Raw genomic sequence first — 21706 nt, forward strand, 5'->3', positions numbered from 1 at the left:
AATTTGAGGCACCGCAGTGGCGGCCGGACTACCGTACCAGGGGGACCGAGGTGCAGGTCATGGATCCGGTGGCGGACGCACTGATGCATCCGGAGTGTCGGGGCGGACCTCCACGTGGGCGGATCTCGTAGACCGTGGACGACGTCAAGGGCGGACCCCACATATACGGGTGACCTGAGACCGCTCAACGCACCGTCGTGGGCCGCGAAGGCAGGCATGGCCGTCGGGGACACGCCTCTTTGGACGCCCTGAAAGAACTCTCCGGCCGACATTGAGGATGGAAACCTCGTCATCCCGCCCGGTAGCAAACTCGATCCCAAGGACATACTGTGATCACCTCAAGCCCAGTTGGCGACTGGACATGGGAAGTCGCGTCGGATGCGGAAGAGATGCAGCCGACTCGTGCAGCGGAAACAGCGGTAGCCATTTGGAATATCCTGACCGAAAACGAACTGGCAGTCCCCGAAGGAAGGGTCAGTGTTTCGGTCCGAGCCATGGGCGATATCCGAGAGGTACCTGTCGAGGCTTCCGGTCTTCCTCTGGAGCCGGAGCCCCTGTCCCTTGGAACGGCCCTCTCGCGGGCCATGGCTGACGCTGACTCCCTCACGGGGGATTTCCTCGTGAGCGTCCGGATTGAATGCCCTGGCTACTGGCTGGGATCAGGAGTCAAACACCGCGTAGAGAAACTGTTCGTCGTGCAGGTGGATATCTGGAAAGGCAGCCTGCTCGTGGGAACCCTGGAAACGTACACCGACGCCTGGCTGACGATGGACACGCGCGACCGGGAGCAGCCTGAGGTATACGCGGAGAATGCGCCCCGCCTGGCCCAAGCTCTGGCGAAAATCTCAGCATTGCTCGGCAGCGATTCGACACCGGGCGACCCGAACCGCCACGCAACCCCCACGAAGACGGGTTTTGAGGATCCGAGCATCGAGGGATTCTCCTACGACGACTCCTGGGGGACATTCGAGGTTCCCACGCGCTCCCGGCTGATCCGCTCCAGAATTCCTGCGTCAGACGACGAACACCAGGACATCACCGATCATCCGGTCCGCTACTTCACAGTTCGGCGCGACGGACAGACGCTGGGCTATCTCTGGGCCTCCACCGGAGATGAGGCCGCAGGCTTCGAACCCAGAACAGCCGCTGGCGAGGCGGCATTCGAGGCGGGCGCAGAATGGCTGCTACGCCTGCGGGCTGCTCATGGTCAAGGGCTCAGTCCACTCACCGCTCTGTCGTGGGCCGCCCATAGCCCGCCGCGCCCGCAGACCGGCCTGGTCATCGAGGACACAGCCCACGAAGCCCCGTCCTTGGACGCCCTGGAAGAACTCTCGGGACGGTACTGAGTATGGAAGCGCCGAAGGGATTCTTCAGGGTCTCATGATTCATGATCATACAGAAGGGACGCTGCCCTGAATAACCTGAGCGGACCAAGGTCAATACTGCCTGAACAACACCACTCCCGAACCCCAAATGGTCTGCGCCCCAGAGGAGTCTTCCGTGATTGCTACGGTCACCCGGCACGGCGAGCCGGGCTCCAATGCTGCGAGGTGGGCGGAGGAGCTGGGTCAGGAGCTGGCTGAAGACATCGACGAACTTGAGCAGTCCTCGGAGATGATCGACTCCACGTTCAGGACCGCTCTTCTGTATCTACGCGCCCGCTGCACCATCGATCCGCGCGCGGCGGAACTGGAGACGTGGGAGGGGGTCGTCAATGCAATGCAGCTGGGCTCAGCAATGTTCGCCGCAGCAGGTGCGAGCGAGGGCACCGTCGAGTGCCGCATCAACCGACAGCTGCGCAACATCCCAGCTCTCGGACGCAGCTCGTTCGCCGATGCAGGGAACTGGCTGACGTCGTTCTGGCTGGCGGTCGTCTGCCGGGACCAGAGGCGGATGACCGAGTTGTGCGAGATCACGCTTGATCGCCTCCGTTCACCGGAGGGTGCCTATGACGAGTACATTTACCACTGGGTGGATACCCTGCAGGCGTATTGGTTGCAGCGGCCCGGGCTGGTTGACAATCTCATCGCCGCAGTCGAAAGGTCGCACCCTGACGCGGTTTCAGTCACCCCTCGGCCTCTCTTGCAGGCCGTGCTCTATCCACCGATCAATCTCTTCCACCGCTTCGTCACCAACGATGCACAGAGCTTCAACCAAGCCTTGATGGAGGCACTGGAACTGCACAAGGCTTACTGGACCGCTGACGAGGACCGGGCGAAGGACCCTGACGGTCGCATCGCTCTGGGACCACTCGCCATTGCCTGCCTCGCCTTCGACGGGGGGATTCCGATCGAGGTCGAGTCGGATTATCTGCCCAAGCACCTCTTGCAGCGCGGTTGGCTAGGAGAGTTCCCCACGTGAGAGGACGGCACGCCGAGGTGAATAACGCTGTCCTCTCCAGAGGCTGGTGTGGACGTCTCCGGAAAGCAGGACCGTGCTCACCGGTGTCGATTTCTACCAATCGTTGTTGATCCTCTCCGACTTCACCGGTGCGGATCGGGGGCTAATCGTCGCCGTGAAGCGGACTGGGCTGTTGTGAGGTGATGCGTTGCCGCAGGGCGATGGCCCTGGGGTCCGTGAAGTCGGTCAGCAGGCCGGCCGCCCGGGCCAGGTGGGTGGTCGCCTCGTCCAAGGCCGTGGCCGACAGTGCGGTAAGGGCCACTGCCTCGTACCAGCGGTCTCCGAGTTCGCGGTGGGCCGTCGCCGCCTGGCGGAAGAAGTCGGCGGCCTCCTTATCCCGGCCCATCGCCCGGTAGGTCTCGCCTGCGCCCTGCCAGGCCATCGCCTCCCGGCTTCGGTCACCCAGCCGCCGGTGCAGGGCGGCGGAACGCTGGTAGGAGGCAAGGGCGTCAGCGTGCTGCCCGTTCTCACGCTGGGCATCGCCCAGCGTGATCAGCCAGTAGCCCTCCAGCACGTGGGCGCGGAGTTCGAGCGCGATCTCCACCGCCTCCTGGGCGGTGGCGAGGGCCGCTGCTGCCTCGCCGCGTTCACCGTGGATGGCGCTCAGGATGCGCAGGGCGTTCCCCGTACTGTTGCGCCGACCCAACTCCCTGTGCACGGCGAGGGCCTGGCCGGCATCCTCGGCAGCTTCCTCCAGTCGGCCGGCCAGTTGTCCGGCACTGGCCCGGTTGGAGCGGGAGACCGCTGCCCAGTAGGGGTCGCCCAGCTCTTCCCACAGCGTGATGGCCTGGTTGAGGCGTTCCTCGGCGGCCGTCAGCCTGCGGCGGCGGAGGTGGACAATGCCCAGCAGGTTCAGCGAGGTGGCCTCGCCCCTGCGGTCACCGAGTTCCCGCCGGATCGTCAGTGCCACCTCGTGGTGCGCCAGGCTCACCGTCAGTTGGTTGATCTTGGTGCGGCCCATCCCGAGGTACTCCGCGAGGAGCGCCTGTGCGGCCCGGTCGCCGAGGCGGCGGGCGGCTCGGAGTCCGGCTTCTCCGATGGTCAGCCAGTCGTGGATGGTCGTGGACGGAGGTTGGGCGTCGTACAGGACGGCGGACAGCAGCCATACGAGGCGGTCCTCCCCGGCCGCCTCGGCGGCGCGCACCACCGGGAGGAAGTTCTCCACCTCCTGTTCCGACCAGTCCACCGCTCCGTCGTAATCGGGGAAGGACAGCGGCAGTACTCCCCCGCCCGGCGGGTCGAGCGGCAGCGGGTCCTCCTCCGGCTTGGTCCACCCCCGTACCGCATGGGCGGTGTGGAGATACCAGTCGAGGACGCGGTACAGGGCCGCCCGCTGTTCGTCCGGGGACTCGTCGTTCCGGGCCTGGTCGGTGGCGTAGGCGCGCAGCAGGTCGTGGAATGCGTAGCGGCTGGGCGCGGTCTGTTCGATCAGGTAAGCGCCGACGAGGGTGTCCAGGAGTTGACGGGTACGGCGTGGGGTGGCCGAGCCGAGGGCCGCCGCGGCGGCCAGGCTGATGTGCGGGCCAGGGTGCAGGCCCAGGAGGCGGAACAGGCGCGCGGCGTCGGGGTTCAGGGCGCGGTAGGACCAGGCGAAGATGGTACGTACCGCCTCGGCTTCGTCCTCGTCGCCGGTGCTGAGGGTGTCCCACAGGGCGGATTCATCCCGCAGATCGGCGATCAGATCGTCCAGCCGCATATGGGGGTGGGTGGCGGCGCGTTCGGCCGCTATTCGCAGGGCCAGCGGCAGCCGGGCGCACAGCCTGGCGAGTTCGGCGAGCTTGTCGGCGTCGTCCTCGGGGCGGTAGCCGGCGGTGACCGCCCGCAGGAGGGATACCGCCTCCGGCTCGGGGAGGGTCCCCAGGGTGAGGCGTTGGGCGCCTTCCCGGATGGCGAGACCGGACAGCAGACCCCGGCTGGTGACAACGGCGAGAGAACGGGAGTTCCCCGGCAGCAGGGGTCGCACCTGGGCCACCGTCGCGGCGTTGTCCAGCACGATCAGAGTGCGGCGGTCGGCCAGTTGTGAGCGGAAGAGGGCCGACGCAGCCTCGATGTCGTCCGGGATCGCGGGGGCGGGAACGCCGAGAGCGGAGAGAAAACGGTGCAGGGCTTCCCGCGCGGTGACCGGTTCGCCCGGGTCGTAGCCGCGCAGGTTGATGTACAGCTGACCGTCCGGGAACTGCTCCTGGACCTGATGGGCCCAGCGCACCGCCAGGGCGGTCTTGCCCGCCCCGGCGGTACCCGCGATCAGACAGACCGAGACGACCAGCGGTGTCGTGCCGTCTTCTGCGGCGAGAATCGCGTTCAGCCGGTCCAGCTCGGCCGTACGGTTCACGAAGCCCCTTACTTCCGCCGGTAGTTGCCGGGGGATCCGCTCCCTGGTCGGTCGACCCGGCCCGGTGGCGTGCTCGTGGAAGTGCACGCCGCCGCTGATGCTGCCCGCCTGGACCGCGTCGCGGGCGGTCCCCGACAGCTCGTTCTCTCCGCCCACCGTGATCGCTACTCCCGGTCCGTCGTCTTCATCGTCAGGTTCGGTGGGGGAAGCGGGACCACCTCGCGGTCCACGTATGTGATCAGGTCCTCCCCCGTCGCGTAGAGACTCTTGATGAATTGCTCCCAGCCCGCGATGAGGCCGGGGTCGGTGAAGCGGAGCGCCCCCTGCGGGACACCCTGTTCCGAGTACTGAACGTGATACAGGACCTCACTCGCCAGGATCACGATCTCCGGGAGTACCCCTGCGGCCTCATGGGCGCGCACCACGTCGGCGCCGACCACTCGGGCGGGTCGTCCGTACTCGGCCTGCCTGCGCAGCGAGTGCAACTCCCACTGGAGGTAGGGGGTGAGGGGCTGTTCCACCACGCGCAGCCGGTGGAAGATGTTTCCCACCCGGACTTCCTCCGCCACGGTCCGGCGCAGGGCATCACCCCGGTCGTCCAGCAGCCGCAGCGCCCGGCCCCAGTCCCCGTCCCGGAGCGCGTCCCGGCTGGGGTTGTTCCGCTCCTCGAAGTGCTGAAGCCGCTCCAACTTCCAGGAAATGCGGTCTTTGATCTTCTCGTCGTGCCGCTGGAAGTCCCGCTGGTATTCGGGGCTGCTGAGCCGTTCGCCGCGCGCGGGGTCGAGCACCGGGGGCTGGAGGTCAAGCATCGGGGATGTCCGCTTTCAGCGCGTGCAGCATGTTGCCGGGGATGACCACCAGCCGCTCATCGGCGGCGAGGGTGACGCCCTCCGGAAGCCGTGAGCCGTACGCACTGGTCAGATCGCGGCCGATCACCGCGATATCGCCGTTGTCCAGCTGCCAGATGTCCGGGCAGTCGCCCTTGTCGTCGCTGTTTCCCAGCTCCTGTGCCGACTTGCCCAGCCGCCGGTCGAATAACGCCGACGGATCCGCCTCCCAGGAACGTGCCATGGCTGACTCCCTTCACGAGTCGATCAGGGCGTGTGGCACCCGTCACTCAGTGTAGGGGTGGGGGCTGTCCGCTTCAACGGCGTGCCAGGGGCGCGTAGTACGGCGAGGGCCCGGGTCCGGCGAGTGTTCGCCGGGGCCGGGCCCTCCCTGTTCCCGTGTCGCTCAGAACGCCGCTTCGTTCAGGTCCATCACCGTCGGGTCGACCGATTCGGCCGCCGTGCGGGCCGCCGTCACCGTCGGCAGGACTGTCGTCGCGAAGTGTTTGGCCGCCGCGATCTTGCCCTCGTAGAAGGGCTTGTCCTTCGCCGATGCCGTCGGCAGCTTCTCCGCCGCCACCGCCGCGCCGCGCAGCAGCAGGTAGCCGACGATCACGTCGCCCGTGGCGAGGAGGAAGGAGGTGGTGTTCAGGCCCACCTTGTAGATGGACTTCACGTCCTTCTCGGTGGCCGCCAGGTCGGTGAGCATGATGCCGGCGATCACCTCCAGGTCGGCCGCCGCCGTCGTCAGGCGGTCGCGGGCGGTGGCGAGGTCGTCGCCGCCGGGGGCGTCGGTCAGGAACTTCTTGATCTCCGCCGAGACCGTGCCCAGCGCCGCACCCTGGTTGCGGACGATCTTCCGGAAGAAGAAGTCCTGGCCCTGGATCGCGGTCGTGCCCTCGTACAGGGTGTCGATCTTGGCGTCCCGGATGTACTGCTCCAGCGGGTACTCCTGGAGGTAGCCGGAGCCGCCGAAGGTCTGGAGCGACTGGGCGAGCTGCTCGTACGAGCGCTCCGAGCCGTACCCCTTCACGATCGGCAGCAGCAGGTCGTTGATCGCCTCCTCCGCCGCAGCGTCCTCGCCCGCCGACCGCTTCAGTTCGATGCTGTCCTGCACGCTCGCCGTGTACAGCACCAGGGCGCGCATGCCCTCCGCGTAGGCCTTCTGCGTGAGCAGCGAGCGCCGGACGTCCGGGTGGTGGGTGATGGTGACGCGCGGCGCGGACTTGTCCGTGAACTGGGCGAGGTCCGGGCCCTGGACCCGCTCCTTGGCGTACTCCAGGGCGTTGAGGTAGCCGGTCGACAGCGTCGCGATCGCCTTCGTCCCGACCATCATCCGCGCGAACTCGATGATCTTGAACATCTGCCGGATGCCGTCGTGCTTCTCGCCCAGCAGCCAGCCCTTGGCCGGCCGCCCGTCGCCGCCCGTGCCGAAGGTCAGCTCGCAGGTGTTGGAGACCTTCAGGCCCATCTTGTGCTCGACGTTGGTGGCATAGGCGCCGTTGCGCTCGCCCAGTTCGCCGCTCTCCCAGTCGAAGTCGTACTTGGGGACGATGAACAGCGACAGCCCCTTCGTACCGCCCGCGTGGCCCTCGGGCCTGGCCAGTACGTAGTGGATGATGTTCTCGCTCAGGTCGTGCTCGCCCGAGGTGATGAAGCGCTTGACGCCCTCGATGTGCCAGCTGCCGTCCTCCTGGCGCACCGCCTTCGTGCGGCCGGCGCCCACGTCCGAGCCGGCGTCCGGCTCGGTGAGCACCATGGTGGAGCCCCACCCCTTGTCGATCATCAGTTGCGCGATCCTGCGCTGCTCCTCGGTGCCCTCGTCGTGCAGGATCGAGGCGAAGGCCGGCCCGGAGGCGTACATCCAGATCGCCGGGTTGGCGCCGAGGATGAATTCGGCGAAGCCCCACAGCAGCGAGCGCGGCGCGACGGTGCCGCCCAGTTCCTCGCCGATGCCGAGCCGCCACCATTCGGCGTCCATGTAGGCGGCGTAGCTCTTCTTGAAGGCGTCGGGCAGCGGGGCGGTGTGGGTGGCGGGGTCGAAGACCGGCGGGTTGCGGTCGCCTTCCGTGTACGAGGCGGCGAGTTCGTTCTCCGCGAGCCGGGAGATCTCCCGCAGGACGGTGCGGGCGGTGTCGGTGTCCGTCTCGGTGAACGGCCCGGTGCCGTACACCGCGTCGCGGCCGAGGACCTCGAACAGGTTGAACTCGATATCGCGGAGATTCGACTTGTAGTGACCCATGGCGACGACTCCAGCTCGCTCCGACAGTACCCGGTAGTAACTCCCATCATGCTACCCACCGGTAATAAGAAGCAAGCGGAAACCGCCCCCTCCTCACTCAGTAGGCTGCTGAGCATGTACGGCTACGACCAGACCCCGTACCCGGGTCAGCAGCAGCAGCCCTACGGGGACGCCTACAACGGGCAGCAGCTCTATCCCGAGCAGCCGCCCCAGCCCCAGCCCCAGGCGCAGCAACAGCAGCAGGCCGCCGCGGCCCCCGCCGCCGGTGGCGCCGCCCCCGCGCCGCCGTCCTTCACCGACGCCCTGCGCGCGTACACCTCGGGCGCGCTGTCGTCGGAGGAGTTCCACGACATCTTCCTCTCCGCCAAGATCTACTGCCCGCGCGGCGACACCCCCGGCTTCCTGGCGCTCCACAACACCCAGCAGCCCGTCATCCCGCTCTTCACCTCGCTCCGCGAGCTGCGCCGCTACGCCGGCAAGGAGTCGCGCTACTTCACGGTCACCGGCGGTGAGGTGCTGGATCTGCTGCCCACCGGGTACGGCTTCGCGCTCGACATGGAGGGCGAGCACCGCCTGGTCCTGGAGGCCGCCGCCGTGAATGAGATGGTCGACTACACCATGCGGCGTATGTACGGCTGACCCGGAAGCAGCGCCCCGGGCGCCCCCTCGACGAATGTTCACTGTTCAACTATTCTGGTGGTAGCCGCCGAGGAGGTACGACATGCCCGCCATCACCGTCGACAACCCGCTCACCCTGCCCAAGGTCGCCGCCCCCACCGGCAGTGACGCCCGCAAGGTGCTCACCGTCACCACCGCCCCCACCGGCTTCGAGGGTGAGGGCTTCCCGGTCCGCCGCGCCTTCGCCGGCATCAACTACCGGCACCTCGACCCGTTCATCATGATGGACCAGATGGGCGAGGTGGAGTACGCGGCCGGCGAGGCCAAGGGCACCCCCTGGCACCCGCACCGCGGCTTCGAGACCGTCACGTACCTCCTGGACGGCACCTTCGTCCACCAGGACTCCGAGGGCGGCGGCGGCGTCATCAAGGACGGCGACACCCAGTGGATGACCGCCGGCTCCGGCCTGCTGCACATCGAGGCCCCGCCGGAGGAGCTGGTCGTCACCGGCGGCCTCTTCCACGGCATCCAGCTGTGGGTCAACCTCCCCGCCAAGAGCAAGATGACCAACCCCCGCTATCAGGACATCGGCGGCGGCAACGTCAAGCTGCTCACCACCCCCGACGGCGGCGCGCTGCTGCGCCTGATCGCCGGCGACCTCGACGGCCACGCCGGCCCCGGCGTCACCCACACCCCCATCACCCTCATCCACGCCACCGTGACCGCCGGCGCCGAGCTGACGCTGCCCTGGCGCCCCGGCTTCAACGCCCTCGCGTACGTGCTGGCCGGCCGCGGCAGCGTCGGTACGGAGCGCCGCCCCGTCGAGCTGGGCCAGACCGCCGTCTTCGGTACGGACGGCGCGACGCTCACCGTGCGCGCCGACGAGCGGCAGGACTCCCACACCCCGGCCCTGGAGATCATCCTGCTGGGCGGGCAGCCGATCCGGGAGCCGATGGCGCACTACGGGCCGTTCGTCATGAACTCGCACGCCGAGCTGTCCCAGGCGTTCGACGACTTCCAGGCGGGACGGCTCGGCCGCATCCCCGCCACCCGCAACGTCGCCAAATAGGAGCTTTGACCGGTTTATACCTTTGCGGTGAGCGGCGCCGGGGCGGGACGGTAGTCTGAGTGGTCCATTCCCGGAACATGTTGACGACTTGGATGAACGATGCATAGGTACCGGTCCCACCTCTGCGGCGAGCTGCGCTCCGCGGACATCGGCAAGGATGTCCGGCTGTCGGGATGGCTGCACAACCGCCGCAATCTGGGCGGCATCCTCTTCATCGACCTGCGCGACCACTACGGCATCGTGCAGCTCGTCGTCCGCCCCGGCTCCGCCGTGGGCGAGCAGCTCAGCTCGCTCTCCAAGGAGACGGTGATCCGCGTCGACGGCACCGTCATCGCGCGCGGCGCGGACAACGTCAACCCCGAACTGCCCACCGGCGAGATCGAGGTCGAGGTCGGCGAGGTCGAGGTGCTGGGCGCCGCCGACCAGATCCCGTTCACCATCAACGCCGACGACGGCGTCAACGAGGAACGCCGCCTCGAATACCGCTTCCTCGACCTGCGCCGGGAGCGGATGCACCGCAACATCATCCTGCGCTCCCAGGTCATCTCCGCCATCCGGCAGAAGATGACCGCGCAGAACTTCACCGAGCTGGCCACCCCGATCCTCTCCGCCACCTCCCCCGAGGGCGCCCGCGACTTCCTCGTCCCCTCCCGCCTGCACGCCGGCAAGTTCTACGCCCTGCCGCAGGCCCCGCAGCAGTTCAAGCAGCTGCTGATGATCGCCGGCTTCGACCGCTACTTCCAGATCGCGCCCTGCTTCCGCGACGAGGACGCCCGCGCCGACCGCTCGCCCGGCGAGTTCTACCAGCTCGACGTCGAAATGAGCTTCGTCGAGCAGGAGGACGTCTTCCAGGTCATCGAGAAGGTGATGACCGAGCTGTTCGAGGAGTTCGGCGGCGGCCGGCACGTCACCTCCCCCTTCCCGCGCATCCCGTACCGCGAGGCGATGCTCAAGTACGGCTCCGACAAGCCGGACCTGCGCGCCAAGCTGGAACTCACCGACGTCTCGGAGATCTTCGCGGGCTCCGGCTTCAAGGCGTTCGCCGACCAGCACGTACGGGCGCTGGCCGTCCCGGACACCGCCGGGCAGCCGCGCAAGTTCTTCGACCAGCTCGGCGAGTACGCCGTCACCCAGGGCGCCAAGGGCCTGGCCTGGATCCGGGTCGGCGAGGACGGCCGTACGCTCAGTGGCCCGATCGCCAAGTTCCTGACCGAGGCCGACACCGACGCGCTGCTCGGCAAGCTGGACGCCACGGCCGGCACGGCGGTGTTCTTCGGCGCCGGCGACTTCGACGAGGTCTCCAAAATCATGGGCGCGGTACGGGTGGAGGCCGCCCGCCGCGCCGGACACTTCGAGGACGGCGTCTTCCGCTTCTGCTGGGTCGTCGACTTCCCGATGTTCGAGCGGAACGAGGACACCGGGCAGATCGAGTTCTCGCACAACCCGTTCTCCATGCCGCAGGGCGGCCTGGAGGCGCTGCGCAGCAAGGACCCGCTGGACGTGCTGGCCTGGCAGTACGACATCGTCTGCAACGGCGTGGAGCTGTCCTCCGGCGCCATCCGTAACCACGAGCCCGATGTGATGTACGAGGCGTTCGGCATCGCCGGGTACTCGCGCGAGGATGTGGAGCGGGAGTTCGGCGGCATGCTGCGGGCGTTCAAGTTCGGTGCCCCGCCGCACGGCGGGATCGCCCCGGGCGTGGACCGCATCGTGATGCTGCTGGCCGACGAGCCGAACATCCGCGAGACCATCGCCTTCCCGCTCAACGGCAACGCCCAGGATCTGCTGATGGGCGCACCGAGCGAGGTGGACGAGTCGCGGCTGCGCGAGCTGCACCTGAACGTGCGCAGGCCGGCGGCGCAGGAGAAGTAGGCCGTAACGACAGGGCCCGGGAGGACGTCGTCCTCCCGGGCCCTGTCGTGCGCGAGGTCAGCCCTCGGGGTTGGCCGAGGAGTGGTGGCTGACGATCAGCCACTCGCCGGTCTTGGCGTCCTTCTCGTAGACGAAGGTGTAGCGGGCGTCGACGGTGGAGGTCACGCCGTTCTCGGTGAGGGTGAAGGTGTACGAGCCGGAGTCGACGGCGGAGGTCGGGCTCAGGATGTCGACATAGGACTCGTTGATCTTGCCGGAGGGGTGCTTCTCCAGGAAGTGCTCGAAGTAGTCGACTATGCCGTCGCGGTCCGACCGGATCTGGTTGGAGAGGGTCGGAAGCAGCACGCCGTCGGCGGCGTAGCGGTCGGCGACCTCCTCCGGGTCAAGCGTGGCGAGGGCGTCGTTCCACTTGTCGAACTGGTCCCGGATCTCCTGCTGGGTCGGGTAGGTGGGAGTGGGGGGGTTGTGGTGGCCGTGGCCGTGGCCGTTGCCGTGACCAAACGTTTCCGCACTGACGTCGGCGGAGGCGACGGCGGTCGCACCGGAGGCCGCGGTGAGGAGCAGCAGGCTGCTGGCGGCGACGGCGTAAGCGGTCCGGGACCGTGAGTTGATCTTTCGCATGCTGCCAAGAAGTACAGGTCCGCGGTGAAGGACCGTACAAGAGTGAGTAAAGGAACTGGCATGGCAGGGCAAGGAGTTGACCAAGCCCAGCCATGTTCGTTCAATACTGATCAGTTTAGTTTAAAGGTCAAACTCGGCGGGCGGGATGTCCAGGGCGAAGCACACATCACGGACGACCTTCCGCTCATCGGCGTCGAAGTCCCCGTCCGCGCCGCCGATCACGATACCGATCTGGATCACCGCACGCGCCTCGGCCGGCTTCTTCTTCACCTTGGCGATCTCCTGCATGACCCCGATCTTCCCGAAGTCGAAGTCGGCGGTGAGCTGGTCGACGTACTTGTTGAACCGCTGCCGCAGATCATCGGCGGGGAAGTTCTGAAGCACCTCGTTGTTCCCGATCAGCGCCGCGACCCGCTGCCGCTCCACCGGATCCACCGAACCATCGGCGGCTGCCACCAGCGCACACATGGCCATACTCGCGTCCCGGAACGCCCCGCTCTTCAGGTCGTTCTTCTTCGCCACCAGCTGTGACTGCATGTTCTGGGCGGAATCCTTGATCCGGTCCCACAGGGCCATGTCTGTTCTCCTCGGCGTGCGTCGCGTTGAGTGAGCGTTACCTGTCCTCAACGAACCCGGGCGCGGGCCTGGTTCCGTACCCCGGGATTGACCGCGCGGAAGTACAGGAAGCCGGGCGAGGTGGACAGCACCTCGAACGCCTCGGGATCCTTCTCCTCGGCCTCCGGGCGCGGCAGCGGCTCCACCAGCTGGTCCACCGTGAACCCCGCCTCCCGCAGCGCGGCGAAGCACGCTCCCCCAGACTTCGTCCGGGAGGTACCCCCTTGCGGGCGGCGGTAGAACCGTACGGTGTGCGGCCGGCCCGCCAGTTCCCAGGTGTCTTCCACCTGCTCGGTACGGAAGTAGTCCGGCCGGTCGAACCAGTGCCAGTCCGCCCCCGGATGGTGCACCGACATCACCAGCGCGCCGCCCGGCCGCAGCACCCGGCGCAGCTCGGTCAGCGGTGCCACCCAGTCCTTCAGATAGTGGATCACCAGGGAGGCGGTCACCAGGTCGAACGACGCGTCCGGGAGGAAGTCCAGTGGTTCGGCCAGATCGGCGCGGTGGAAGTCCACACCGGCGCCGCACCGTGCGCGGGCCAGCCGGATCATCTCCGCGCTGCCGTCGATGCCGGTGGCGGACGCCGCGCCGCGTCCGATCAGCTCCGCCAGCAGATGCCCGGCGGCGCACCCCACGTCCAGCACCCGCAGCCCGGCCACCTCGCCCGCCAGATCGAGGATGGCGGGCCGGTCGTAGTGCGCGTTGTTGATGCTGGACGCGGTGTGTTCGGCGTAGTCCGCGGCTATGCCGTCGTACTGATCCGTCTGGACGCCCTGATGCGGCTGGTGCTGCTGATCGGTGTGGTCCGGGTGATCGGTGTGGCGCGGGTGATCCGTGTGGTCCGTCACGTTCCCACTCTGCCCACCGGCCCTGGTGCGCTACCCGGCCCCGCCTCAGCCGTCCGTCGCCCGGAACGCCCGCAGCCGCAGGCTGTTGGCCACCACCGACACCGAGGAGAAGGCCATCGCCGCCCCCGCCAGCATCGGGTTCAGCAGCCCGGCCGCCGCCAGCGGCAGCGCCGCCACGTTGTAGCCGAACGCCCAGCCCAGGTTGGTCCTGATGGTGAACAGCGTGCTGCGCGACAGCCGGATGGCGTCCGCCGCCGCCCGCAGGTCGCCGCGTACCAGGGTGAGATCGCCGGCCTCGATCGCCGCGTCCGTCCCGGTGCCCATCGCCAGACCCAGGTCGGCGGTGGCCAGCGCCGCGGCGTCGTTCACGCCGTCGCCGACCATGGCCACCGACCTGCCCTCCGCCTGGAGCCGCTTGATGACCTCGACCTTGTCCTGCGGCAGCACCTCGGCGATGACGTGCCCGGCGTCGATCCCGACCTCCGCCGCCACCGCCCGGGCCACGGCCTCGTTGTCGCCGGTCAGCAGGATCGGGGTCAGCCCCAGGCCGCGCAGCCGGGCGACCGCCTCGGCGCTGCTCTCCTTCACCGCGTCCGCGACCTCGAACACCGCCCGCGCCGCGCCGTCCCAGGCCACGACGATCGCGGTACGGCCGGCCGCCTCGGCCCGTACCTTCGCCTCGGCCAGCCCGGCCGGCAGCTCCATGGCCCACTCCGTCAGCAGCCGCTCCCGGCCCACCAGTACGGCGTGGCCGTCGACGACACCCTGGACGCCGAGCCCCGGCACATTCGCGAACTCCTCGGGGGTGGGCAGGGAGCCGGCGCCGACGCCGAGCCGCTCCGCCGCGCCCGCCGCCACCGCCTGGGCGATCGGATGCTCGGACGCGTGCTCCAGCGCCCCGGCCAGCCGCAGCGCCGCCGCCTCGTCCGTACCGTCCGCGACATGCACGCCCAGCAGCGTCATCCGGCCGGTGGTGACCGTACCCGTCTTGTCGAGCACGATGGTGTCGGCCTTGCGGGTGTTCTCCAGGACTTCCGGGCCCTTGATGAGAATGCCGAGCTGCGCGCCGCGCCCGGTGCCGACCATGAGGGCGGTCGGGGTGGCCAGGCCGAGCGCGCACGGGCAGGCGATGATCAGCACGGCCACGGCGGCGGTGAAGGCGGCCGAGGCCCCCTCGCCCAGCAGCAGCCAGAACGCGAGCGTGCCCAGCGACAGCAGGATCACCGCCGGGACGAACACCGCCGAGATCCGGTCGGCGAGCCGCTGGGTGGCGGCCTTGCCGTTCTGGGCGTCCTCGACCAGCTTCGCCATCCGCGCCAGCTGGGTGTCGGCGCCGATCCGGGTGGCCTCGACCACCAGCCGGCCGCCCGCGTTGACCGTGGCGCCGGTGACGGCGTCACCGACCGCGACCTCCACCGGGACGGACTCCCCGGTCAGCATGGACGCGTCCACGGCGGACGAGCCCTCCACCACCACTCCGTCGGTGGCGATCTTCTCGCCCGGCCGCACCAGGAACCGGTCGCCGACCGCGAGCCGCCCCACCGGCACCAGGACGGGGACCCCGTCCCGCAGCACCGTGACCTCCTTGGCGCCCAGCTCCAGCAGCGCCCGCAGCGCCGCGCCCGCCTTCCGCTTGGCGCGCGCCTCCAGATAGCGGCCGGCGAGCAGGAAGGCGGTCACCCCGGCGGCGGCCTCCAGATAGATGTTGCCGCCGGCGTCGCCGCGCTGGATGGTCAGCTCGAAGGGGTGGGTCATCCCCGGGTGCCCGGCCGTGCCGAAGAACAGCGCCCAGGCCGACCACAGCAGCGCGGCGACGGTGCCCATCGAGATGAGGGTGTCCATGGTCGCGGCGCCGTGCCGGGCGTTGGTGAACGCGGCCCGGTGGAAGGACCAGCCGCCCCACACCACGGCGGGCGCGGCGAGGGTGAGGGAGAGCCACTGCCAGTAGTCGAACTGCCAGGCCGGCACCATGGCGAGCACGATCACCGGGACGGCCAGCGCCACGGTGACCAGCAGCCGGTGCCGCAGCCCGGCGAGCTCGTCCGGTACGCCGGCGGTGGCGGCGGATTCCGGCTCGGGGGCGGGCGGCTCCGGTACGGCGGCGGTGTAGCCGGTCTTCTCGACCATGGCGATGAGATCCGGCACCGCCACCTCGCCGCCGTAGCTGACCCTGGCCTTCTCGGTGGCGTAGTTGACGCTCGCGGTGACCCCTGTCATGCGGTTGAGCTTCTTCTCGATCCGCGCGGCGCAGGAGGCACAGGTCATTCCGCCGATGGCGAGTTCGACCTCGTCCTTGGTCTCGCTGGTCTCGCTGGTATCGCTGTCGCTGTTCATCGCTGCTCCTCACCGCGAATATACCCGAGGGAGGTATCCCGCCCCCTGCCTCCTGTATACCCCTATGGGGTATACAGACGCAAGAAGCCGACCGGAATACGCATCGACCCCCCGGGGTTCCGGGTAGGGGCAGCCGGAACCCGCCCGGCCAGACGCGCCACCGAGGCAGACAGAGAGCGAGAGAGTGCGATGACAGCCATCGAACTGACCAAGGACAACTTCGAGGAGCAGGTCGCCAGCAAGGGGATCGCCTTCGTCGACTTCTGGGCCTCCTGGTGCGGCCCCTGCCGCCAGTTCGCCCCGGTCTTCGAGGCGGCGGCCGGCAAGCACGACGACATCATGTTCGGCAAGGTCGACACCGAGGCCCAGCAGGAGCTGGCCGCGGCCTTCCAGATCACCTCCATCCCCACCCTGATGGCGATCCGCGACAACGTCGTGCTGTACTCCCAGCCCGGCGCCATCCCCGGCACCGCGCTGGAGGAACTGATCGCCAAGATCCGCGAGGTGGACATGGCCGAGGTGCACCAGAAGCTCGCCGAACAGCAGGCCGGCCAGACGCCCGACGCCTAAGGTGGGCGCATGACCAGCGGCGGCCGGGCGATCGAGACGTCCATCTTCACGGAGATGACCGAACTGGCCCGGCGCACGGGGGCCGTCAACCTCGGGCAGGGCGTCCCCGAACTGCCCAGCCCGCCCGCACTGCTGCGCGAGGTCAGCGCGGCGGTGCTGGCCGGCCACAACCAGTACCCGCCGGCCGCCGGGCTGCCCGCCCTGCGCGCGGCCATCGCCGCCCACCAGCAGCGCCGCTACGGGATCGGCTACGCGCCCGACGGCGAGGTCCTGGTTACCACCGGCGCCACCGAGGCGCTGGCCGCCGCCGTCCTCGCGCTGACCGGCCCCGGCGACGAGATCCTCACCTTCGACCCCTGCTACGACGCCTACCCGGCCGGCGCCCGGCTCAGCGGCGCCGCACTGACCGCCGTGCCGCTCGCCCCCGACCCGGCCGGGGACCGCTTCGCCCTGGACGCCGACGCGCTGCGCGCCGCCGTCACCCCGCGCACCCGGCTGCTGCTCTTCAACTCCCCGCACAACCCCACCGGCAAGGTCTTCACCCCCGCCGAACTCGACATCATCGCCACGCTGTGCCGCGACCACGATCTGATCGCGGTCACCGACGAGGTGTACGAACACCTGCTGTACGACGCGGGCGCCCGCCATGTGCCGCTCGCCGCGCTGCCCGGGATGCGCGACCGTACCGTCACCATCTCCTCGGCCGGCAAGACGTTCAACGTGACCGGCTGGAAGGTCGGCTGGGCCTGCGGCCCGGCCGAGCTGATCGCCGCCGTCGCCTCCGTGAAGCAGTTCCTCACCTACGCCTCCGGCACCCCCTACCAGGGGGCGATCGCCTCGGCCCTGGACGGCGTCGAGGAGTGGGCGGCCGGGCTGCGCGACACCCTGCGGGCCAACCGCGCCCTGCTCGGCGAGGGACTGACGGCGGCCGGGCTGCGCCCGTACCGCGCCGAGGCCGGCTACTTCCTCCAGGCGGACGTGCGGCCCTGGGGGTACGCGGACGGGGTGCGGTTCTGCCGCGAACTGCCCGAGCGGGCCGGGGTGGTCGCCATCCCCACCGCCGCCTTCTATCTGAACCCGGGCGCGCCCGGCTGCCCGCCGTGGCTGGCGCGGTTCTCGTTCTGCAAGCGGCCTGAGTCGCTGCGGGAGGCGGTGGCGCGGCTCACCGCGGCGGCGGGGCGGCGACCCCCCACGGCGTAGGGCCGGCGTCCTCCGGGGGCCATTCGCCGGTCGCCAGCTTGCGCAGCGGTCCGGCCACCGCGCGCCGCAACACCGCCTTGAGCGCGGTGCGTTCGGCCTGATCCAGGCCGTCGAGCGCCAGCCGTTCGATGGCCGCGACCGCGTCGCGCGCGGCGGACAGCGCCAGCTTCCCGGCGGCGGTGGCCGTGACGATACGGGCCCGGCGGTCGTTCGGATCGGGCCGCCGGGTGATCAGAGCGGCCTTCTCCAGGTCATCGAGGACGGCGACCATCTTGCTCTTGTCAATCAATGACGCCTCGGCGAGCGCCAGCTGGGTGCGGGCCGGCTCCTCGGCGAGCCCGAGCAGCACGGTGTAGCCCCACAGGTCCATGCCGTACTGCCGCACGGCGCGGTCCTCGGCGACGGTGAGCCCGAACTTCATCTGGAGCAGCAGCCATCGCAGGTCGTCTTCAAGCTCGCCGCTGCCCATGCGCAGATGCTAGCAAGCGCCAGATCTTCTCAACAGAAGATGATTGCTGTATAAATTCATCCGCGATCCCAACTATTTTTCTCGCTGAACATACTGCAACGAAACGATTGGGGACCCCAACAGACCATGGACATCGGACTCAAGGACCGCGTCGTGCTGGTGACCGGCTCCTCCACCGGCATCGGCGCCGCCACCGCCCGCGCCTTCGGCCGCGAGGGCGCCTTTGTGGCGGTCACCTACCACCACAACAAGGACGCCGCCGAACGCGTCGCCGCCGCCATCACCGAGGACCGGGCCGACGCCTGCGCCGGCGCCGGCGCAGGCGGGCAGGGCCTCGCCGTCCGCCTCGACCTCACCGACCCCGCCTCCATCACCGACGCCACCCGCGCCGTCGCCGCCCACTGGGGCCGGCCGGTCGACGTCCTCGTCGGCAACGCCGTCTCCTGGGGCGCCGAGGCCCCGCCCGCCCAGCCGCCACGCTTCGAGGACATCCCGCCCGCCACCTGGCGGGCCATGCTCGACAGCAACGTCACCGGCACCGCCGCCTGCGTCGCCGCCGTACTCCCCGGCATGCGCGCCGCCGGCTGGGGCCGCATCGTGCTGATCTCCTCCGGCGTGGCCGAGGAGGGCCTGGAGGGCATGGCCCCGTACGGCACGGCCAAGGCCGCGCTGTACGGCATGGCCCGCTCACTGGCCTGGGACGCCGGCCGCGACGGCATCCTCGTCAACGTGGTGGCCCCCGGCTTCACCCGGACCGAGAAGACCGAGAACTTCGGCGCCGCGATGCTCACCGCCATGGGCGCCGCCACCCCCAGCCGCCGGGTCTCCACCGCCGAGGACGTCGCCCGCCTCGTCGTCCACCTCGGCTCGGCGGCCAACGGCAACCTCACCGGAGAGGTCATCCGCGACGGCACCTCCGCCGCCCGCGCCCCACGCGTCCACGGCTGACACCGGCCGACACCGGCCCACACCCGACCGACCCAGACAGCCGGCCACCCCCTCCCGTACAGCGCCCGCTGTACGGGCCCCCCACCACCCCCCGGGCGTCTCTTCCTGCGCGGTCGCGTCGTTAGCGCTGTGACAACGACACGCACGACGCGCACGACGCAACCGCACCCCGGAGGACAGCCGCCATGCCGACGCACCCACTCCGCCCCCGCTTCGCCTGGCTGGAGATCACCGGCTTCTGCAACCTGCGCTGCCGGCACTGCTACGCCGACTCCTCCCCCCAGGGCGGCCACGGCGAGATGACCGACGCCGACTGGCTGCGGGTCCTCGGCGAACTGAGTGAACTCGGCGTGCGCGACGTGCAGTTCATCGGCGGCGAGCCCACCCTCCACCCCGGCCTGCCCGCGTACATCCACCACGCCCGCGAACTCGGCATGTCGGTCGAGGTGTTCAGCAACATGACGCACATCGCCCCACCGGTCTGGCAGGCGCTGCGCCGCGACGGGGTGCGGCTGGCGTTCAGCTACTACGCCGCCGACGCCACCGCCCACGACGAGATCACCGCGAGCGCCGGTTCGCACGCCCGCACCCGCGCCAACATCCGGCGCGCCCGCGAGCTGGGCGTACCCCTGCGCGGCAGCGTCATCGAGCTGCCGGGCACCGGCGCGGGCGGCCGGCGCGACCTGCTGGAGCTGGGGGTCCGGGAGGTCGGTACGGACCGGGTCCGGCCGTACGGGCGCGGCGGTGGCGGAATGACCCCCGAGTGCGGCGGACTGTGCGGACGGTGCGGCCACGGCCGGCTCGCCGTCCTGCCCGACGGCCGGGTCACGCCGTGCGTGTTCGCCCGCTGGCTGGCCATGGGCAACGCCCGCGAGCAGAGCCTGCGCGAGATCTGCGCGAGCGCCGCGACCCGGCAGGCCCGTACCGAACTGGCCGCGCACTTCCCGCCGCCGGCCGTCAACACCACGCCCGTCTGCCTCCCCGACTGCGCCCCCGCCGCCACGGTCACGACGGAGGACGAGAAGAAGGGGACGGGGACGGGGACGGGGACGGAGAAGAAAGGAAAGAAGAAGGAAAGCCGCTGAGGCCCGGCTACAGCACGAACGGCTCGCCCGCGTCGCTCACCAGCTCACGCCCCGCGCTCTCCCAGGCGTGCAGCCCGCCGTCCACATTCGTCGCGTCGATGCCCTGCTGCACCAGATACGCGGTGACCTGCGCCGAGCGACCGCCCACCTTGCACAGCACATACAGCGGTCCGTCCGCCGCCCGTTCGGTGATCTCCGGCAGCCGGGCGACGACCTCCCCGATGGGGATGTGCAGCGCGCCGGCCGCCCGGCCGGCCGCCCACTCCTCCGGCTCGCGGACGTCCAGCAGTACGGCGTCGGCGGGCACCTCGCCGGGGGCGACGGTGGGGATGTTCGCGAAGTTCATACGCCCGACCCTAACGCTCGCTCGTCAGCTCCCGTCCGGGGCGGTCGGCCCGGTCGGCCCGGACGGCCCGGACGGCCCGGACGCCCCGATCAGCCCGGCCAGCTCGGCCTCCTTGGCCACCACCTTCTGCCGCAGCTCGACGGCGACCTCCTCCAGCAGCGTGTCCGGGTCCTCCGGCGCCATCCGCAGCATCGCCCCGATCGCGCTGTCCTCCAGCGCGGCGGCGGCGTCCGCCAGCAGTTCCTTGCGGTTAGCCAGCCACTCCAGGCGCGCGTACAGCTCCTCGCGCCGCCCGTACCCGGCCGGCTCGTGCGCCGGGCCCACGCCGCTGTCCCACTCGTCGGTCAGCGTGCGCAGCGCCGCCACGTCCCCCCGCCCGTACGCCTGGTTGACGCGGACCAGAAAGGTCCCGCGCCGGTCGCGCTCGGTCGGGTCGGCGACCAGGTCCGGGTGGGCGCGGCGTACCAGCTCGCGGTAGAGCTTGCGCGCCTCCTCGCCGGGGCGCACCTTCGGCGGGGGCTGTACGGACTGCTCGGTGAGCATCGCGGCGGCCTCGGGCGAGAAGCCGTCGCCGTCCAGCCAGCCCTGGAAGAGTTCGGAGACCTGCGGCATGGGCGCCACCATGGCGCGCGCCTCGCGGGCCCGGCGCTCGTCCTCGGGGTCCTTGGTACGGGCGGCCACCGCCTCGGCGATGTCGGCCTCAAGCTCCTCCAGGCGGACGTAGAGCGGGCCGAGGCGCTGTTCGTGGAGCCGGGAGAAGTTCTCGACCTCGATCCGGAAGGTCTCCACCGCGATCTCGAACTCGATCAGCGCGGCCTCGGCCGCCCGTACCGCCTTGTCGAGGCGTTCGGTGGCGGCGGCCTCCTCGGCCTCCTCGGCGTCGTCGCGCCCGTCGCGGTTCTCGTGCTCTTCCGGAGTTGTCACCCCGTCAGCCTAGGGGGTCATTCGCGCAGCGCCTCCGGGCACTGGTTGGCGCCGTCCACGAGGTGCTCCTCGGCCCAGCGCGACAGCTCCACGAGGGCCGGGCGCAGATTCTCGCCGGCCGCGGTGAGCCGGTAGACGACGCGCAGCGGCGGCCCCGGCTCCACCTCGCGGGACACCAGGTCGAGCGCGGCCAGCTCGCTGAGCCGGTCCGAGAGCATGCGTTCGCTGATTCCGGGGATCGAGCGGCGCAGCACCGCGAAATGCCCGGGGCCGCCCATCAGGGCGGCCACCACAAGTCCTGTCCATCGTTTCCCGAAGACGCCGAAGACCTTGGTCATCGCGTCATCGGGCTCGGTACATCTGTGGCCGTCCCGTAGCTCCGCCAT

21 protein-coding genes are annotated in these 21706 nt (G+C 69.8%); 9 read left to right on the plus strand and 12 right to left on the minus strand.

Annotation, left to right across the window (positions count from 1 at the left end; all coding sequences use genetic code 11):
* The first annotated feature begins 329 nt into the window (after positions 1-329).
* Both AC5WRL_RS22450 and AC5WRL_RS22455 read left to right on the plus strand, forming a co-directional pair.
* Complete coding sequence (locus AC5WRL_RS22450; RefSeq protein ID WP_496090441.1) at positions 330-1346, plus strand: hypothetical protein; 1017 nt, start codon at positions 330-332, stop codon at positions 1344-1346.
* Positions 1347-1500: 154 nt separating this feature from the next.
* Positions 1501-2361 (plus strand): immunity 49 family protein, encoded by an 861-nt coding sequence (locus tag AC5WRL_RS22455; RefSeq protein ID WP_496090442.1) that lies wholly within the window; start codon positions 1501-1503, stop codon positions 2359-2361.
* 142 nt (positions 2362-2503) lie between these two features.
* On the opposite strand, the gene AC5WRL_RS22460 is transcribed toward AC5WRL_RS22455, so the two are convergent.
* The 4 genes from AC5WRL_RS22460 to AC5WRL_RS22475 form a co-directional block, all read right to left on the minus strand.
* Positions 2504-4888 (minus strand): ATP-binding protein, encoded by a 2385-nt coding sequence (locus AC5WRL_RS22460; RefSeq protein WP_496090443.1) that lies wholly within the window; start codon positions 4886-4888, stop codon positions 2504-2506.
* Between the two features lie 8 nt (positions 4889-4896).
* Positions 4897-5541 carry a DUF6879 family protein gene (locus tag AC5WRL_RS22465; protein ID WP_496090444.1) on the minus strand — a complete coding sequence of 215 codons (645 nt, stop codon included), beginning with the start codon at positions 5539-5541 and terminating at the stop codon, positions 4897-4899.
* Positions 5534-5803 (minus strand): hypothetical protein, encoded by a 270-nt coding sequence (locus tag AC5WRL_RS22470; protein WP_496090445.1) that lies wholly within the window; start codon positions 5801-5803, stop codon positions 5534-5536. The genes AC5WRL_RS22465 and AC5WRL_RS22470 overlap by 8 nt, the downstream gene beginning before the upstream one ends.
* A 162-nt stretch (positions 5804-5965) precedes the next feature.
* Positions 5966-7801, minus strand: coding sequence for an acyl-CoA dehydrogenase (locus AC5WRL_RS22475; RefSeq protein ID WP_496090446.1), 1836 nt, complete (start codon positions 7799-7801; stop codon positions 5966-5968).
* A gap of 114 nt (positions 7802-7915) precedes the next feature.
* Here AC5WRL_RS22475 and AC5WRL_RS22480 point away from each other — a divergent pair, with 114 nt between their 5' ends.
* The 3 genes from AC5WRL_RS22480 (at position 7916) to aspS (ending at position 11360) form a co-directional block, all read left to right on the plus strand.
* A complete protein-coding gene (locus AC5WRL_RS22480) occupies positions 7916-8440 on the plus strand; it encodes an SseB family protein (RefSeq protein WP_496090447.1) in 525 nt (174 codons plus the stop codon).
* Positions 8441-8522: 82 nt separating this feature from the next.
* The gene (locus AC5WRL_RS22485) at positions 8523-9488 is read left to right on the plus strand and encodes a pirin family protein (protein ID WP_496090448.1); all 966 of its coding nucleotides are present in this window, start codon (positions 8523-8525) and stop codon (positions 9486-9488) included.
* Positions 9489-9587: 99 nt separating this feature from the next.
* Positions 9588-11360 (plus strand): aspartate--tRNA ligase, encoded by a 1773-nt coding sequence (gene aspS, locus AC5WRL_RS22490; RefSeq protein ID WP_496090449.1) that lies wholly within the window; start codon positions 9588-9590, stop codon positions 11358-11360.
* A 57-nt stretch (positions 11361-11417) separates the two neighbouring features.
* Here the strand turns inward: aspS and AC5WRL_RS22495 are convergent, their stop codons facing one another.
* The 4 genes from AC5WRL_RS22495 to AC5WRL_RS22510 all read right to left on the minus strand — a co-directional run bounded on the left by AC5WRL_RS22495 (position 11418) and on the right by AC5WRL_RS22510 (position 15778).
* Positions 11418-11981, minus strand: coding sequence for an SgcJ/EcaC family oxidoreductase (locus tag AC5WRL_RS22495; RefSeq protein ID WP_496090450.1), 564 nt, complete (start codon positions 11979-11981; stop codon positions 11418-11420).
* Positions 11982-12101: 120 nt separating this feature from the next.
* Positions 12102-12557 (minus strand): tellurite resistance TerB family protein, encoded by a 456-nt coding sequence (locus tag AC5WRL_RS22500; RefSeq protein ID WP_496090574.1) that lies wholly within the window; start codon positions 12555-12557, stop codon positions 12102-12104.
* Between the two features lie 47 nt (positions 12558-12604).
* Positions 12605-13444, minus strand: a complete 840-nt coding sequence (locus tag AC5WRL_RS22505; RefSeq protein ID WP_496090451.1) for a class I SAM-dependent methyltransferase — start codon at positions 13442-13444, stop codon at positions 12605-12607.
* Positions 13445-13489: 45 nt separating this feature from the next.
* Positions 13490-15778 (minus strand): heavy metal translocating P-type ATPase, encoded by a 2289-nt coding sequence (locus AC5WRL_RS22510; RefSeq protein ID WP_496090452.1) that lies wholly within the window; start codon positions 15776-15778, stop codon positions 13490-13492.
* 189 nt (positions 15779-15967) lie between these two features.
* Between AC5WRL_RS22510 and trxA the strand changes: the two genes are divergently transcribed.
* Entirely contained in the window at positions 15968-16348 is a 381-nt protein-coding gene (trxA, locus tag AC5WRL_RS22515) for a thioredoxin (RefSeq protein ID WP_496090453.1), read from the plus strand.
* 9 nt (positions 16349-16357) lie between these two features.
* Positions 16358-17548, plus strand: a complete 1191-nt coding sequence (locus AC5WRL_RS22520; protein WP_496090454.1) for an aminotransferase class I/II-fold pyridoxal phosphate-dependent enzyme — start codon at positions 16358-16360, stop codon at positions 17546-17548.
* On the opposite strand, the gene AC5WRL_RS22525 is transcribed toward AC5WRL_RS22520, so the two are convergent.
* Positions 17511-18017 carry a MarR family winged helix-turn-helix transcriptional regulator gene (locus AC5WRL_RS22525; RefSeq protein WP_496090455.1) on the minus strand — a complete coding sequence of 169 codons (507 nt, stop codon included), beginning with the start codon at positions 18015-18017 and terminating at the stop codon, positions 17511-17513. The genes AC5WRL_RS22520 and AC5WRL_RS22525 overlap by 38 nt on opposite strands.
* 126 nt (positions 18018-18143) lie before the next feature.
* Between AC5WRL_RS22525 and AC5WRL_RS22530 the strand changes: the two genes are divergently transcribed.
* Positions 18144-18965, plus strand: a complete 822-nt coding sequence (locus AC5WRL_RS22530) for an SDR family NAD(P)-dependent oxidoreductase (RefSeq protein WP_496090456.1) — start codon at positions 18144-18146, stop codon at positions 18963-18965.
* A 185-nt stretch (positions 18966-19150) separates the two neighbouring features.
* Positions 19151-20050 carry a radical SAM/SPASM domain-containing protein gene (locus tag AC5WRL_RS22535; RefSeq protein WP_496090457.1) on the plus strand — a complete coding sequence of 300 codons (900 nt, stop codon included), beginning with the start codon at positions 19151-19153 and terminating at the stop codon, positions 20048-20050.
* Positions 20051-20057: 7 nt separating this feature from the next.
* Here AC5WRL_RS22535 and AC5WRL_RS22540 read toward each other — a convergent pair whose 3' ends face one another.
* The 3 genes from AC5WRL_RS22540 to AC5WRL_RS22550 are packed head-to-tail and all read right to left on the minus strand — an operon-like array spanning position 20058 to position 21706.
* Positions 20058-20396 (minus strand): rhodanese-like domain-containing protein, encoded by a 339-nt coding sequence (locus tag AC5WRL_RS22540; protein ID WP_496090458.1) that lies wholly within the window; start codon positions 20394-20396, stop codon positions 20058-20060.
* Positions 20397-20420: 24 nt separating this feature from the next.
* Positions 20421-21320 (minus strand): hypothetical protein, encoded by a 900-nt coding sequence (locus tag AC5WRL_RS22545; protein WP_496090459.1) that lies wholly within the window; start codon positions 21318-21320, stop codon positions 20421-20423.
* Positions 21321-21337: 17 nt separating this feature from the next.
* Positions 21338-21706 carry a winged helix-turn-helix transcriptional regulator gene (locus AC5WRL_RS22550; protein ID WP_496090460.1) on the minus strand — a complete coding sequence of 123 codons (369 nt, stop codon included), beginning with the start codon at positions 21704-21706 and terminating at the stop codon, positions 21338-21340.

Source organism: Streptomyces sp. NTD107, assembly GCF_059510435.1.